The sequence below is a fragment of the Dinoroseobacter sp. S375 genome (assembly GCF_049800775.1).
Lineage (GTDB): Bacteria > Pseudomonadota > Alphaproteobacteria > Rhodobacterales > Rhodobacteraceae > Dinoroseobacter.
The window spans coordinates 102,973-116,961 of the sequence record NZ_JBNAFR010000001.1 but is presented as its reverse complement, the minus strand read 5'-3'; the positions used below and the strand labels follow the sequence as shown (position 1 = coordinate 116,961).

11 protein-coding genes are annotated in these 13,989 nt (G+C 67.0%); 5 read left to right on the top strand and 6 right to left on the bottom strand.

Annotated elements, in window-relative coordinates; genetic code table 11:
• Window positions 1-102 precede the first annotated feature (102 nt).
• Both ACP150_RS00610 and ACP150_RS00605 read left to right on the top strand, forming a co-directional pair.
• Window positions 103-1,572, top strand: a complete 1,470-nt coding sequence (locus tag ACP150_RS00610; RefSeq protein WP_424964593.1) for a leucyl aminopeptidase — start codon at window positions 103-105, stop codon at window positions 1,570-1,572.
• A 13-nt stretch (window positions 1,573-1,585) separates the two neighbouring features.
• A complete protein-coding gene (locus ACP150_RS00605) occupies window positions 1,586-2,041 on the top strand; it encodes a DNA polymerase III subunit chi (protein WP_424964592.1) in 456 nt (151 codons plus the stop codon).
• A 4-nt stretch (window positions 2,042-2,045) separates the two neighbouring features.
• On the opposite strand, the gene ACP150_RS00600 is transcribed toward ACP150_RS00605, so the two are convergent.
• The 6 genes from ACP150_RS00600 to tpiA all read right to left on the bottom strand — a co-directional run bounded on the left by ACP150_RS00600 (window position 2,046) and on the right by tpiA (window position 10,864).
• Window positions 2,046-3,206, bottom strand: a complete 1,161-nt coding sequence (locus ACP150_RS00600) for a cytochrome P450 (RefSeq protein WP_424964591.1) — start codon at window positions 3,204-3,206, stop codon at window positions 2,046-2,048.
• Between the two features lie 2 nt (window positions 3,207-3,208).
• Window positions 3,209-5,443, bottom strand: coding sequence for a TRAP transporter permease (locus ACP150_RS00595; RefSeq protein WP_424964590.1), 2,235 nt, complete (start codon window positions 5,441-5,443; stop codon window positions 3,209-3,211).
• A gap of 97 nt (window positions 5,444-5,540) precedes the next feature.
• Entirely contained in the window at window positions 5,541-6,524 is a 984-nt protein-coding gene (locus ACP150_RS00590; protein ID WP_424964589.1) for a TAXI family TRAP transporter solute-binding subunit, read from the bottom strand.
• A 286-nt stretch (window positions 6,525-6,810) separates the two neighbouring features.
• Window positions 6,811-8,163, bottom strand: coding sequence for a sigma-54-dependent transcriptional regulator (locus tag ACP150_RS00585; protein ID WP_424964588.1), 1,353 nt, complete (start codon window positions 8,161-8,163; stop codon window positions 6,811-6,813).
• Window positions 8,160-10,037, bottom strand: a complete 1,878-nt coding sequence (locus tag ACP150_RS00580) for a sensor histidine kinase (RefSeq protein ID WP_424964587.1) — start codon at window positions 10,035-10,037, stop codon at window positions 8,160-8,162. Before ACP150_RS00580 ends, ACP150_RS00585 begins: the two co-directional genes overlap by 4 nt.
• 83 nt (window positions 10,038-10,120) lie before the next feature.
• Window positions 10,121-10,864 carry a triose-phosphate isomerase gene (gene tpiA, locus ACP150_RS00575; protein ID WP_424964586.1) on the bottom strand — a complete coding sequence of 248 codons (744 nt, stop codon included), beginning with the start codon at window positions 10,862-10,864 and terminating at the stop codon, window positions 10,121-10,123.
• A 185-nt stretch (window positions 10,865-11,049) separates the two neighbouring features.
• On the opposite strand from tpiA, the gene ACP150_RS00570 reads away from it, so the two are divergent.
• Genes ACP150_RS00570 through ACP150_RS00560 form a run of 3 tightly spaced genes read left to right on the top strand, consistent with a single transcriptional unit; the run spans window position 11,050 to window position 13,882 of the window.
• Window positions 11,050-11,910: an MBL fold metallo-hydrolase gene (locus ACP150_RS00570; protein ID WP_424964585.1), complete on the top strand. Its 861-nt coding sequence runs from the start codon at window positions 11,050-11,052 to the stop codon at window positions 11,908-11,910.
• A gap of 29 nt (window positions 11,911-11,939) precedes the next feature.
• Window positions 11,940-13,358, top strand: a complete 1,419-nt coding sequence (locus ACP150_RS00565; RefSeq protein ID WP_424964584.1) for an FAD-binding oxidoreductase — start codon at window positions 11,940-11,942, stop codon at window positions 13,356-13,358.
• A complete protein-coding gene (locus ACP150_RS00560) occupies window positions 13,355-13,882 on the top strand; it encodes a GrpB family protein (protein WP_424964583.1) in 528 nt (175 codons plus the stop codon). Before ACP150_RS00565 ends, ACP150_RS00560 begins: the two co-directional genes overlap by 4 nt.
• Window positions 13,883-13,989: the final 107 nt, after the last annotated feature.

Below are 13,989 nucleotides of genomic sequence, written 5' to 3'. Positions count from 1 at the left end.
ACCGCCGGGAAAAGCGCACAAGCCGCTCTGACGCGCCCATCGGCTGGTCATCGCGCCGCACCCGGTCTACGTATGGCGGGACATCATATCAAGAGAGAGCCCATGACCGAGCTTGTCCCCGTCTCCTTCGTCGAAACCGATCTCGATGCCCTGGCCGCCGAAACGGCCCGCATCGCGGTGTTTGTGCCCGCCGAAGGCACGCTCAACCCGGGCGCCAAACGGATCAACAAGCTTACCAAGGGCGCCTTGGCTCGCGCGGTCGAGAGCGAGGCTTTCGAGAAGCTGAAATCCGGTGACAGCCTGACGCTCGGGTATCCTGCCGGCATGGCGACGGATCAGGTCATCATCGTGAAGCTCGCGCGCACGGCCAAGGGGCTGGAGGCGCGCAAGGCGGGCGCGGCGCTGGGCCCGAAGGTCGGCAAGGGCGGTCTGGCGATCTGGGCGGGCACGCAAGTGGCGGCGGAGGAAATCGCCTTCGGGGCCACTTTGCGGGTCTATACCTTCGATGCGCGCAAATCCAAGCAAGAGGGCGAGACAGGTGGCATAACGGTCATGGCCGCGAAACCGGCCGAGGTCGAGGCCGCCTATGCGGATCACCGGGCCGTGGCCGAAGGCGTATTCTTCACCCGCGATCTGGTGAACGAGCCCGCCAATGTGCTGACCACCACCGAGTTCGCCGACCGGCTCATTGCGATGCAAGACCTCGGGCTCGAGGTTTCCGTGCTCGAAGAGGCCGAGATGGCCGAGCTCGGCATGGACGCGCTGCTCGGGGTCGGGCAGGGCTCGGAAAGCCCCTCGAAGATCGTCATCATGAAATGGATGGGCGGTGGGGACGAGGCCCCGTTTGCACTGGTCGGCAAGGGCGTGGTCTTTGACACCGGGGGCATCTCGCTGAAACCGGCGGGCGGCATGGAAGACATGACCATGGATATGGGCGGCGCGGGAGTCGTGGCGGGCGTCATGCGCACGCTGGCCCTGCGCAAGGCCAAGGCCAATGTCGTGGGGCTGGTGGGCCTCGTCGAGAACATGCCCGACGGCAAGGCCCAGCGGCCCGGCGATGTGGTGACCTCGATGAAGGGCGACACGATCGAGGTGATCAACACCGATGCCGAGGGGCGGCTCGTTCTGGCCGATGTGCTCTGGTACACGCAAGAGACCTTCAACCCCACGGGCATGATCAACCTCGCGACCCTGACAGGGGCGATCATCATCGGGCTCGGCCATGAAAACGCCGGGGTCTTCTCGAATTCCGACGCGCTGAGCGGGGCCTTCATCAAGGCCGCCGGCGCCGAGGGGGAGGGCGCGTGGCGGATGCCCATGGGCCCGGCTTATGCCAAGCTGATCAAGTCCCGCGTCGCGGATATCAAGAATACCGGCGGGCGTCCGGCAGGCTCGATCACGGCGGCGCAGTTCCTGGGCCGGTTCGTCAAGGACGAGACCCCTTGGTGCCATCTGGATATCGCGGGCACGGCCTCGGTCAAATCGGCGACCGACTACGCGCCCGCGGGGGCGACCGGCTGGGGCGTGCGCGCGCTCGACCGGTTGATCCGCGACGACTACGAGCAGTCCTGATCGGTCCGGCACCATGGGCGCGGTCTATTTCTACCACATGACCCGGACGCCGCTCGACGCGACCCTGCCGGTGCTGTTGGAGAAATCCCTGGCCGCCGGTTGGCGCGTCGCCCTGCGCGGCAGCAATCAGGCGGGGCTGGAGCGGCTCGACGAGCTGCTCTGGCTCAAGCCCGAGGAGGGGTTCCTGCCCCATGGCCTCGCCGGGGGACCCCATGATGCGGATCAGCCCGTATTGATGGGGGTCGATCTGCCGGTGGCGGATCGGACCGCCCTGATCTGCGTCGAGGGCGCAAAACTTGACCCGGGCGAGGTTGGCGGGCTCGAACGGGCCTCGATCCTCTTTGACGGGGGCGATCCTGACGCGGTACAGGCCGCCCGCGACCAATGGCGCGAGGTCACCGGGGCCGGGCTCTCGGCGCAATACTGGAGCCAGGAAAGCGGCCGCTGGGAGAAGAAGGCCGAAGCCTGACCCCCTAGCGCGCGACCTCCAAGGTCTCGAGCCCGTGGAAATGATAGATCGGCGCGTAGCGCGGCGGGGTCGTCAGCCGCAGCGCCGGGCATCGGTTAAACAAGGCCCTGAGCGCAATCTCGACCTCCAGCCGGGCCAGCGGCGCGCCCACGCAGAAATGCAGCCCCGCGCCAAAGGCCATGTTCTGTCCCTTGATCTGACGCGCCGGGTCGAACCGGTGGGGATCGGTGGCAAAGGCCGGATCCCGGTTCGCCGCTGCCAGCAGGCAGCCGATGGTCTCGCCGGGGGCGAACCGGTGGCCGAAGACCTCGACCTCCTCGCGTGCGATCCGGGTGAAAACATGGAGCGGCGGGTCAAAGCGCAACACCTCCTCGACGAGCCCCGGGGTGATGTCGCGATGCCCGGTTTCCAGCAAGGTCTTCACCCCGTTGCCCAGCGTGTGGACCGTCGCCTCATGCCCGGCATTGAGCAGCAGGATCACGGTCGTGATCAGCTCCTCGCGGTTGAGCCGGGCGCCATCCTCCTCAGCGGCGATCAGCGCGCTCATAAGGTCCTCGCCCGGGCTTCGGCGGCGGGCGGTGATCAGGTCACTGACCCAATCCGTGAAGGCCCGCGCGGCGTCATTGGCGGCAACCTCCATCGCGTGGGTGCGGCTGGCCTGATACATGCCCACCATGGCGTGGGACCAGGCCAGAAGCTGCGGCGCCTCGGCCTCGGGGACGCCCAGCATCCGGGCGATGATCCGCACCGGAACGGGCGTGCAATAGCGCGGCAACAGGTCGAAGGGCCCTTCGGGAAAGGCATCGATGAGCTCATGACAGAGCGCCTCGATTTCGGGGGCAAGGGCCGCCACGCGGCGCGAGGTAAATGCGCGCGTCACCAGCCCGCGCAGCCGCGTGTGGCGCGGCGGCTCAAGCTCGAGCATGGAATGGGCCTCGACCCCGTAGAAATCGGTCAGATGCGGGGGTACCGGGATCGGATCCACCGGTTCACGACCAAAACGGCGATCCTTGAGGATCGCCGCCGTGGCCTTGTAGCTGGGAGAGACGACCATGCCGTAGGCTTCCCACCAGATCAGGTCTCCGAGGTCCCGCATCCGATCATAGACCGGATACGGGTTCTGGACGAAGGTCGGATCACCGGGGTCCTGCGTGACCTTCTCCATGGTCAGTCCGCGCCGCGTACGGGGATGGTTGCGCCCGGGGCCGGGCGGATCACTTTCTGGACGAAATAGACCGCGGCGATCAGGCCGATCCCGGCAAGGTCGGTGACGATCCCGCCTTCGATCAGCAGGAGCGCTGCGACCACCAGACCGATCCGCAGGAACCAGACCGCGCGACCGCCCATGAACCAACCCTGCACGCCAGAGCTGAGCAGGAAGACCCCGACCACGGCGGTGCCACCGGCCCGCAGCACTTCCAGCCAGGTGCCATCCATCAGGAGCGCGCCATTGTAGAAGAACATGAAGGGCACCACGAAGGCGGCGATCCCGATCTTGAAGGAGGCCACGGAGGTCTCCATCGGGTTGGCCCCGGATATCCCCGCCGCCGCGTAACTCGCCAGCGCCACAGGGGGCGTGATGGCCGAGAGCACCGCGAAGTAGAAGACGAAGAAATGCGCCGTCAGCTGCGGGATGCCCAGTTGCACAAGGCCCGGGGCAACCACACTGGCGGCCACCGCATAGGCGGCCGTGGTCGGCATCCCCATCCCCAGCAGGATCGCGATGCACATGGCAAAGAACAGCGCCAGAAGCTGGCTCGTATCCGCAATGCCCAGCAGGACCGCCGAGAAGCGTGCGCCGACACCGGTCAGGCTGATCACGCCCACGATGATGCCCGCACAGGCGCAGACCGCGATGATCTGCACGGACATGGTGCCCGCAATCTCAAAGGCCTTCACGATGGAGCGGGGCCCCATGCGGAACGGGGTGAACCACGACACCACGGCGGCCGCGATGGTCGCGAGCGTGCCTGCCCGGATCACCGAGTATCCCATGAAGAGCGCGTAGATCAGGATGATGATCGGCAGGAACAGATAGATCTGGCGCACCATCTTGTTGAACTTCGGCAGCTCGTCCTTGGACATGCCGCGCATGCCGAGCTTGGCCGCTTCCATGTCCACCATGAAATAGACCGACACGAAGTAGAGGATCGCCGGGATCACCGCTGCGAGGGCGATGTCGGTATAGGGAATGCCCGTGATCTCGGCCATGATGAAGGCACCGGCCCCCATGATCGGCGGCATGATCTGGCCCCCGGTGGAGGCAGCAGCCTCGACCGCGCCGGCGGTTTTCTTGTGATAGCCCACCTTCTTCATCAGCGGGATCGTCAGCGACCCCGTGGCGACCACATTGCCCGCCGAGGTGCCGTTGATCATCCCCATCAGGCCGGAGGCAAAGATCGCCACCTTGGCCGGACCCCCGCGCGACTGGCCAGCTGCGGCGAAGGCGAAGTTCACGAAGTAATCGCCCACCTTGGAGGCCTGCAGGAAGGCCGCGAAGATGATGAAGAGAATGATATAGGTGGAGCTCACAGCCGTGGTCGGCCCGAGGATGCCTGCATCCGTGTAGACCTGGCTGAAGAAGCGTTGCCAGCTGATGGCCGGGGCATTCAGGAAGCCCGGCATGTACTGACCGATAAAGACATAGGTCAGGAAGATCGCCGCGATCACGATCAGCGCCATGCCCGCCACCCGGCGGGTCAGCTCCATGATCAGGGCCGTGCCCGCCACGGCGGCAATCGAGATCCCGATCGGGGCAAAGGGCGTGCCCGTCGAGTTCCGCATGAGCGTGCCATAGATGGTGATCAGATAGGTCGCCACGGCCAGGCCGCAGACCGCCAGCACCAGATCCGGGGCTGCAAAGCCGCCGCGCGTGCGCCGGTGAAACCAGCTCAGCACGATCGCGCCCGCGGTTGCGATGATCAGGGGCAGACCAAAGAGGTAGGTCTCGTTGAACTTGATGCCCTCATCGATGCCGTTCCACATGGTGCCATTCGCGATCTCCATCGCGAAGCTCGCCGCCATGCCGAGCGAAAACAGCGCCGGGATCATCAGCGCATAGGCCACATAGCCCAGCATCGGGGTTTCCTTGCCCGGGCCGGGGAAATCCGTGCGCGCCGAAAACAGCAGGAAGCCAAGCGCCAGCGCGCCCGCGATATGGACGATCCGGAAATTCCAGGTCTCCAGCGGGAAGGTCGGCAGGAAGGGGATCGTCACCCCGGTCCATTCCGAGATCGACAACCCGTTCAGGGCAGCCATGTGAAAAGCCGCATACAGCGCTGCAAACGCGCTGATCAGGATAAAATTGCGCCCCTCGAACAGGCGACGGTTCGCCTCCGTGGGTTCCTCGTCGACGCCATCAGCAATCAGATGGTCGTCTTCGGTCTTGGTTTGATCTGTCATTCCCTCACTCCGGTTTGGACGTCGTTGCGCCCAAGCACGGCTCCCTCCGCGCGTAAAAGAAGGGCCGCTGTGGCGCGGCCCTTCCAACTCTGTCGGCTTACATGCCGTGGATCATGCTGTCGGGGATATCGGCCCCGGCATTTTCCTTGAACCAGGCCGCAGCACCCGGGTGCCATTGCAGCACGCCGTTCTTGTCCCAGTTCTCGGGCAGGGTGGAGCGAGCCGCCTTGTGGATGCCGACCATGCGGGCATTGTCGGACATGACCACGTCCACGACCGCTTCGACGAAGGAGGCGGGCAGGTCACAATTGGCGATGGCAAAGTTCCACATGGAAACCGAGGTCGCGTCCTCGGTCAGGGTGGAATAGGTGTCCGCGCCGATCATGAACTCGGAAACCGGGAAGGCTTCGAGGATCTTGGCCTGCTCTTCCCCGGTGAACTCGATGATGTTCACATCCGTCTGCACTTCGAGCTGGCTGACCGCGGGCACCGGCACACCGGCGGCAAAGGCGATCACGTCCAGCAGACCGTCCTGCAGCTGACCGCCCAGGTCGGACCAGCCACCATTGCGGCGTTCAAAGTTCACGCCAAGCGTTTCCATCATGCGCGGGAAGTAGGTGTCCGAGGTGGAACCCGCCGGGCCGAAGCCGATCTTGGCACCGTCCGGGATATCCGCGATGGAGCTGATGCCCGACGAGCTCAGCGCCGTCACGGAGAAGGGCGTCTGATACATCGGGAACATCGCGCAGGCGCCGGTCATCTGCAGGCCCGGGGCGATGGGGTTGGTGCCGCTGAGGGATTCCGCGGCCGGGCCCATGGTGGTCATGCCGAACTGCGCGTCGCCCGTATGGACCAGCGCCATGTTCTGCATCGGGCCGCCGGTGACTTCGCCGCCACCCGACAGGCCCAGCTCTTCGGCGACAAGGTTCGCCCAGCCGGAGCCATAGGCGAAATAGGTCCCGCCCTGGGACGCGGTGCCCACGGTGAAGCTCTCGGGCCAGCCGTCGCGATCCATCGCGGTGGCCATGCTTGCGCCCAGGGTCACGATCATTGCGGTGCCGGTCATCAAAGTGAATTTCATTGTCTTCCTCCAGTTTGCGCCGCCTGCCGGGGGACCCGTTATCGGGCCGGGCCGGTGCGGCTCTCGCTCGCAAAGCGCGCGGCTTTGCAGACACCTCCCATTCGGTGCTGGGCGCAGTAGGGGGACGGCATGTGTTTTTGGCAAGGTCGCCATGCGGTCAGGACATGGGCCGCGTGAAAAAATTGCGCGCTTTGGGTCGGGACGGGGACATGGGCTGGAAATCATGTTCCCAAGTTGACCCAAGCCGACCCAAGCGAGCCGGCTGCGGGCGGCAATGCGGGGGCGCTCAGCTCTCGGGCGCGAAGGTCTCGCGGGACAGACCGTGCTTCTGCATTTTCTCGTAGAGCGCTTTGCGCGAGAGATTCAGCGCCTCGTAAGTGTCCTTGAGCCGCCCCTGATGGGCGGCAAGGCTTGCGGTGATCAGGGCCTTTTCATAGGCGGCCATCTGATCGGCCAGCGCCTCGGGCGCGGGGGGCGGGGCGTCGGGGCCCGATGGCGCAAGATCGAGATCGAGCCCCAGCACATAGCGCTCGGCGGCATTGCGCAGCTCGCGCACATTGCCGGGCCAGTCTCGCGCGGCCATGCGCGACAGGACCCCGCCCGAGACCTCGGGCGCGGCCTGTTGCAGCCGCGCGGCGGTTTCGCTGACCAGTTGCGCAAAGAGCAGGGGGATATCCTCGCGCCGCTCGGACAGGGGCAAAAGCCGCAGGGTCACCACATTCAGCCGATAGAGCAGATCGGCCCGGAACCGCTCGGCCTGGGCCTCGGCCTCCAGATCCTTCTTGCTGGCGGCGACAAAGCGCACATCGAGGCTCACCGGCTCGTTCGAGCCCAGCCGCGTGACCGTCCGGTTCTGGATCGCGTGGAGAAGCTTGGCCTGCAGCGGCAGGGGCAGGCTGTCGATCTCGTCAAGGAAGACCGTTCCGCCGCGCGCGGCCTCGAACTTGCCATAGCGCGCGCGCATGGCCCCGGCAAAGGCCCCGGCCTCATGGCCAAAGAGCTCGCTCTCGATCAGATCCGCCGGCAGGGCGGCGCAGTTGATCTGCAGGAAGGGGCCGTCCTTGCGCCCGCTGGCCCGGTGCAGGGCGCGGGCCGTGACCTCCTTGCCAGTGCCGGTCGCGCCGATGATCAGGACATCCGCATCGGTCTGGGCCACCGCGCGCACCTGCTGGCGCAGGGCGATCAGCGCGGGACTGCGCCCGGTCAGGCGCGCCTCGATCGGATCGCGGCGGCCGACGGCCGCGCGCAGGCGACGGTTCTCAAGCGTGAGGCGGCGCTTGTCCAGCGCTCGCCGGATCGTCGCCACAAGGCGGCTCGGGGCATAGGGCTTTTCGAGGAAATCATAGGCCCCGTCCCGCATGGACTGCACCGCGAGCTCGATATCCCCATGCCCTGTCACCAGGATCACCGGAAATTCCGGGTCGATCTCGAGACAGCGCGCCATGAGGTCGGTCCCGCTCAGGCCCGGCATCCGGATATCGGTCACGAGGATGCCGGGAAAGTCCCGGGCGATCCGAGGCAGGGCGCTCTCGGCCTTGGCAAAGCAGGTCACGTCGAAATCGGCCAGCTGGAGCGTCTGCGCCGCTGCATGTCGCAGGGGTTCCTCGTCATCGACGAAGAGGATCATCTCCGAACTCATGGCCGCGCGCCCTCCGGTTCGGGGCACAGGCTCAGGGTCAGCCGGAATTCCGCGCCCGTGCCTTCGCGGTTATGGGCGCTGAGCGTGCCGCCGAAATCGCGCACGATGTTGTACGAGATCGACAGGCCGAGCCCGAGCCCGCCGCCCGGCCCCTTGGTGGTGAAGAACGGATCGAACAGCGTCTCTTCCGCGCCCGGCGCGATGCCGGGGCCCGTGTCGCAGACGCTGAGGATGGCCTGATCGGCGGTTTGCGTGACCTCCAGCGTGATCACCGGGGCCTCGGTCTCGGCGGTGGCATCCAGCGCGTTGCTCAGCAGGTTCACCACCACCTGTTGCAGGCGCACATGGCCGCCGCGCACCCAGACCGGGTCCGCGGGCGGGACATAGCGGATCTCGGCCTCCGCATGCTTGATCCGGGCCTGCATCACCGCCAGCGCGTCATGGATCACCGTCGCGAGCTGCACCCGGTCCACGGCATCCTGCGGGCGTCGGGCGAAATTGCGCAAATGCTTCGAGATCTCGGCCATCCGGTCCGTGAGGGCCGAGATCCGTCCGACATTCTCGCGCGCCTCCTGCGGGCGGTCCCGCTCGAGAAAGATCGCGGCGTTTTCGGCATAGGATTTCACCGCGGCCAGGGGCTGGTTGAACTCGTGGCTCAGGGCGGCGGACATTTGACCGAGGGCGGCGAGCTTGCCCGCCTGCACCAGCTCGGCCTGGGTCTTGCGCAGCTGTTGTTCCGCCTGACGCCGCTCGATCACCTCCTGCTGGAGCTGGGCATTGGCCTCGTTGAGGTCCGTCGTGCGCTGGATGACCCGCGCCTCCAGCTCGGTCCGGGCGGCGGTTTGCGCCGCCATCAACGCGCGCTGCTGGGCGCGCCGTTGCAGAAAGACCATTCCGGCCAGCGCCAGAAGCAGGGTCAGCAGCGTCCCGATCGCCACCATTTGCAGGGCCTGCTGACGCGCCGGTCCGGTCGAGACCAGCACGGTCACATCCCAGCCGGCCTCAGCGATGCGGGTGGTCTGGGCGACATAGCCCGCGCTGGGCGCGCCCGGATCGTCGATAGTCCAGAGCTCGGCCCCCGCGCCGAGGGCGCGGCGCTCGGTCGGCAAAGGTGTCACCTGCGACAGAGGATACTGCCGGGCCGTCTCGATCCCGGCGCGGGCAGCGGGGGTCAGGGGGCGCAGGGCGCGGAAATGCCAGTCCTCGCGGTCGGACATGAAAACCACGCCGCGCAGATCGCTGACCAGCACCGTGGCCGGGCCCGCGCGCCAGGTCTCCTCGAAGCCGTCCACGGTGAATTTCACCGCCACCACGCCGGTGATGCGCTGATCCTCCTCGACGGGGGCGGCGTAGAAATACCCCCGCTCCCCCGAGGTGGTGCCCAGGGCAAAGAACCGTCCCAGACCGCCATCGAGCGCCTGGGTGAAATAGGGCCGGTAGGCAAAGCTGCGGCCCACGAAGCTCAGGGTCTTGCGGTAATTGCTCGCCGCCAGTGTATGGCCAGAGATGTCGAGCAGATAGACATCCGAGGCCCTGAGCGCATAGGCGGTCTGGCGCAGGCTCTCATTGACCTGAGCGATCAGGGCGGTGTTGTCCGGCTCCTGCAGAAGCTGCGCGAGCTCGGGCCGTTCGGCCACCAGCGCGGGCAGGGGGGCATAGCGGTTGAGCGCGCCGGTCAGCCCCTCGACAGTCAGGCTGAGGGTCGCGGCGGCCTGCTCGGCCGCGTCGCGCTGAAAGAACCGCTCCAGCCGGGGGAAGCTGACCAGCGCCACAAGCCCGGCAAGGCACAGGGCCAGCGCCAGCGCCGTGCCGGACCTGATCGGCCGCCGGGCCGGGTTGCGGGGCCGCGCCGCGCTGTGACTTGCATCCGCCATGGGGGAATTATGCCGCGCGGGGCATGGATTGCCCATGGCGCGGGATGTCTCGGCCTCCGCGCCGCGCGTGCCGCATCATCGGCTCAGCCAAGTGCCGCGATGATCGCCGTGAAGTCGGACGCCTTGAGGGAGGCTCCGCCCACCAGCGCGCCATCCACATTGGAGACGCCGAAGATCTCGTCGGCATTGCCCGGCTTGACCGACCCGCCATAGAGCAGGCGCACCGAGCGACCGACCCCTTCGCCGAACCGCTGTTCCAGCTTGCCGCGGATGAAATCATGCACCTCGCCGATCTGGTCGAGGCTGGGCACGCGCCCGGTGCCAATGGCCCAGACCGGTTCATAGGCGATCACGAGGTTGTGGCCCGTGGCCTGATCCGGCACCGACCCGGCCAGTTGGCCCCCGATGATGCCCAGCGTGTTCGAGGCGTCGCGCTCGGCTTCGGTCTCGCCGACGCAGACCACCGCCGTCAGACCGGCCTCCCATGCGGCGAGGGTCTGGGCGCGCACGGCGGCATCATCCTCGCCATCGTCCTGACGCCGCTCGGAATGGCCGGTGATCACATAGGACGCCCCGGCATCGCCCAGCATCTCGGCCGAGACATGGCCCGTATGCGCACCAGAGACCTTGGCATGGCAATACTGCCCGCCGACCTGCAGCGCGCCATCCCCGGCCATCGCCGCCATGGGCGCCACCAGCGTCGCGGGCGGGCAGAGCAGCACCTCGGCAGGGCTCGCCGCCGCGGCCTCGGCAATCGCGCCCGCCTCGGCGAGGGCCGCGGTGAGGCCGTTCATCTTCCAGTTTCCTGCTGCCAGTTTGCGCCGCATGCCCATATCCTTTCAAAACGCGTTGCCCAAGAGATACGCGTCTGGCGCGGGCTGTGCATCTGGTTTTTGCGCCTGAGGCCGCGCGCGTCCCCTCGGGCGCAGTATCGGTGCAGAAAGACCAGACTTGCGCGCCCGGCGCCCTATACTCTTGGCCAACCCGCACCCTGTCGCACGGAGGTCCGTCCATGTCCCGTTTCCCCCTGACCCTGTCGGCGCTGGCGGTTGGCCTCGCGACAGCTTTGGCCGCGCCCGCCGCCCTGGCGCAGGAGCAGACCCGCAAGCCCAGCCATTGCATCGCCATCGCAGATGCCGCGCCGGGGCTGTCCTATGTGCAGACCGCAAGCTTCGGCGCCCCGCTTGAGGATTTCACCGTCCGGCTGAGCTATATCGCCCATGCGAGCTTTCTGATCGAAGGACCCGAAGGTTTCACGGCGGTGACGGATTACACCGGGTTTCTGGGCAATACTTCGTTCTTTCCGGATGTGGTGACCATGAACAACGCCCATTCGACCCATTGGACGGCCAATCCCGACCCGCGCATCCCCCATGTCCTGCCGGGCTGGAACACCTCGGGCCCGAACCCGGTGGAGCATTATCTGGATCTGGGCGAGGTGCTGGTGCGCAATGTGCCGACGGATGTCCGCTCGGGCTTTGGCACGGTGAGCGCGCCGCTTGGCAATTCGATCTTCGTCTTCGAGATTGCCGGGCTCTGCATCGGTCATCTCGGGCATCTCCACCATGAGCCCAATGACATGCAATATGCGGCCCTCGGGCGCCTCGATGTGGTCATGGCCCCGGTGGATGGCGGCTATACGGTGCCGCAGGACGTGATGATCTCGATCCTGCGGCGCTTGCGCTCCTCGGTGATTGTGCCCATGCACTGGTTCGGGGATTTCACGCTCCAGAGCTTCCTGACCGGCATGGCCTCGGAATTCCGGGTCGAGTACCGCGATACGAACTTTCTGGAGGTGTCCCTGCGCACGCTGCCCTCCGAGCCCACGGTCGTGGTGCTGCGACCGGCCTGGCTGCGCGACGACGACTTGTAAGGCGCGGCCCCCGCGTCGGAGGACAGACCATGCTCGATACCGTTCCCGCCGATCTCGAGACGGCCCTGCGCGCAGAGCTGCCCGCATCCGCCTTTCCCGAACTGGGCGCGCAATATCTCGAAGAGCCCCGGGGCCGCTATGCGGGATCCGGCGGGTTGCTGGTGGCACCCGGTTCTGCCGCAGAGGTCGCGACGGTGCTGCGGCTGGCCAATGGGCACCGGGTGGGCGTGGTGCCCTATAGCGGTGGCACCGGTCTGGTGGGCGGTCAGATCGCCCCCGAAGGACCGCCCCCGGTGATCCTGTCCTTGCAGCGGATGAACGCGATCCGGGCCGTGCATGCGCGCGAGAACGTGCTGGTGGCCGAGGCGGGCGCGATCCTCGCGGATGTGCAGGACGCTGCTGCCGGGGTGGACCGGCTCTTTCCGCTGTCCCTGGCCTCCGAAGGGTCGGCCCGGGTCGGCGGGGTGCTGGCGACCAATGCGGGCGGGGTGAATGTGCTGCGTTACGGGAATGCGCGCGATCTCTGCCTCGGGGTCGAGGCGGTGCTGGCCAATGGCGAGATCTGGCATGGGCTGACCCGCCTGCGGAAGAACAATATGGGCTACGACCTGCGCAACCTGTTGATCGGGGCGGAGGGCACGCTCGGCGTGATCACGGCCGCGGCCCTGCGGCTTTATCCGCGTCCCAACCGGCACGGAGTGGCCATGCTGCAGGTGACCGGTCCCGAGGCCGCGCTCGACCTGCTGAGCCTTGCCGGCGAGGTCGCAGGCGACGCGATCTCGGCCTTCGAGCTGATCTCCGGCATGGGGATGCGGTTTCTGGCCGAGACCATGGCGGATCTGCGCCTGCCCTTTGCCGAGGCCCCGGATTGGTGCGTGCTGATCGATCTGGCGGGGGCCAGCGGGTTCGACCCCGAAGGCGCGCTCGAGACGCTTTACACCCGCGCGGCGGAGGCCGGTCTGGTCCAGGACGGGATCATCGCCCAGTCCGAGGCGCAGGCGGCTGCGCTTTGGGCCGTGCGCGAGAACATCCCCGAGGCGAACCGCCGGATCGGCTCGGTCTCGTCCCACGACATCTCGGTGCCGCTCTCGCAGATCCCGGACTTCATCACCCAGGCGACCGCCGCCCTGAGCGCCATCGGCACCTACCGGATCAACTGCTTCGGCCATGTGGGCGATGGCAACCTGCATTACAACGTCTTCCCCATGCCCGGCGAGACCCGGGCCGATCACGAGGAGGCGCGCCCCGCGATCAAGCGCTGCGTCCATGATATCGTCCATGCCATGGGCGGGTCGGTCTCGGCGGAACACGGGGTCGGGCGGCTCAAGGTCGAGGATCTGGAACGTTATGGCGATCCGGTGAAGCTTGCCGCCATGCGGGCGATCAAGGACGCGCTGGACCCCAACGGGATCCTCAACCCGGGCGCGGTCCTGCGCCAGAGGGCATGACCGGCGGTATCCAGCTCGCGCCCCATGATCCCGACTGGGCCCGCGCGGCTGCGGCGGAGGGTGCTGCGATCACCGGCGCCCTGCAAGGACTGGCCGTCACGGTCCATCACATCGGCAGCACCTCGGTCCCCGGGCTGATCGCCAAGCCGATCCTCGATCTCTTGCTGGAGATCGGGGATCTCGCGGCGCTGGATGCCCGCGATGGGGATCTGATCGGGCTGGGCTATGAGGCGATGGGCGCTTTCGGGATCCCCGGGCGGCGTTATTTCCGCAAGGACAGCGCGGCGGGGCGACGAACCCATCAGCTCCATGCCTTTGCCACGGGCTCCGAGGGGGCGCGCCGTCATCTCGCCTTTCGCGACTACTTGCGCGCGCATCCTGAGATCGCGGGGGAGTATGGCGCGCTGAAACAGCGCCTTGTCGCCCGCACGCGGGACGCGGAGCATTACATGGATGGCAAGGAGGGGTGGGTGCAGGCGACCGAGGCTGCCTCCCTGCGCTGGACCGCCGCGCGTTTGGGCTAAAAAAGACCCGGCGCGGTGGCGTACACCGGCCGGGGTCAGTCTACCTTAGGGAAACCTGTCGATCGCTGCATCGACAGGCCCCAGATTACGACTGAGTCGTTAGCAAT

Excerpts from the sequence above, each read along its gene's own strand:
- ACP150_RS00610 (WP_424964593.1), top strand. The coding sequence starts at position 103 with ATGACCGAGCTTGTCCCCGTCTCCTTCGTCGAAACCGATCTCGATGCC.
- ACP150_RS00590 (WP_424964589.1), bottom strand. The coding sequence starts at position 6,524 with ATGAAATTCACTTTGATGACCGGCACCGCAATGATCGTGACCCTGGGC.
- ACP150_RS00560 (WP_424964583.1), top strand. The coding sequence starts at position 13,355 with ATGACCGGCGGTATCCAGCTCGCGCCCCATGATCCCGACTGGGCCCGC.
- ACP150_RS00600 (WP_424964591.1), bottom strand. The coding sequence starts at position 3,206 with ATGGAGAAGGTCACGCAGGACCCCGGTGATCCGACCTTCGTCCAGAAC.
- ACP150_RS00605 (WP_424964592.1), top strand. The coding sequence starts at position 1,586 with ATGGGCGCGGTCTATTTCTACCACATGACCCGGACGCCGCTCGACGCG.
- tpiA (WP_424964586.1), bottom strand. The coding sequence starts at position 10,864 with ATGCGGCGCAAACTGGCAGCAGGAAACTGGAAGATGAACGGCCTCACC.
- ACP150_RS00595 (WP_424964590.1), bottom strand. The coding sequence starts at position 5,443 with ATGACAGATCAAACCAAGACCGAAGACGACCATCTGATTGCTGATGGC.
- ACP150_RS00585 (WP_424964588.1), bottom strand. The coding sequence starts at position 8,163 with ATGAGTTCGGAGATGATCCTCTTCGTCGATGACGAGGAACCCCTGCGA.
- ACP150_RS00580 (WP_424964587.1), bottom strand. The coding sequence starts at position 10,037 with ATGGCGGATGCAAGTCACAGCGCGGCGCGGCCCCGCAACCCGGCCCGG.
- ACP150_RS00570 (WP_424964585.1), top strand. The coding sequence starts at position 11,050 with ATGTCCCGTTTCCCCCTGACCCTGTCGGCGCTGGCGGTTGGCCTCGCG.
- ACP150_RS00565 (WP_424964584.1), top strand. The coding sequence starts at position 11,940 with ATGCTCGATACCGTTCCCGCCGATCTCGAGACGGCCCTGCGCGCAGAG.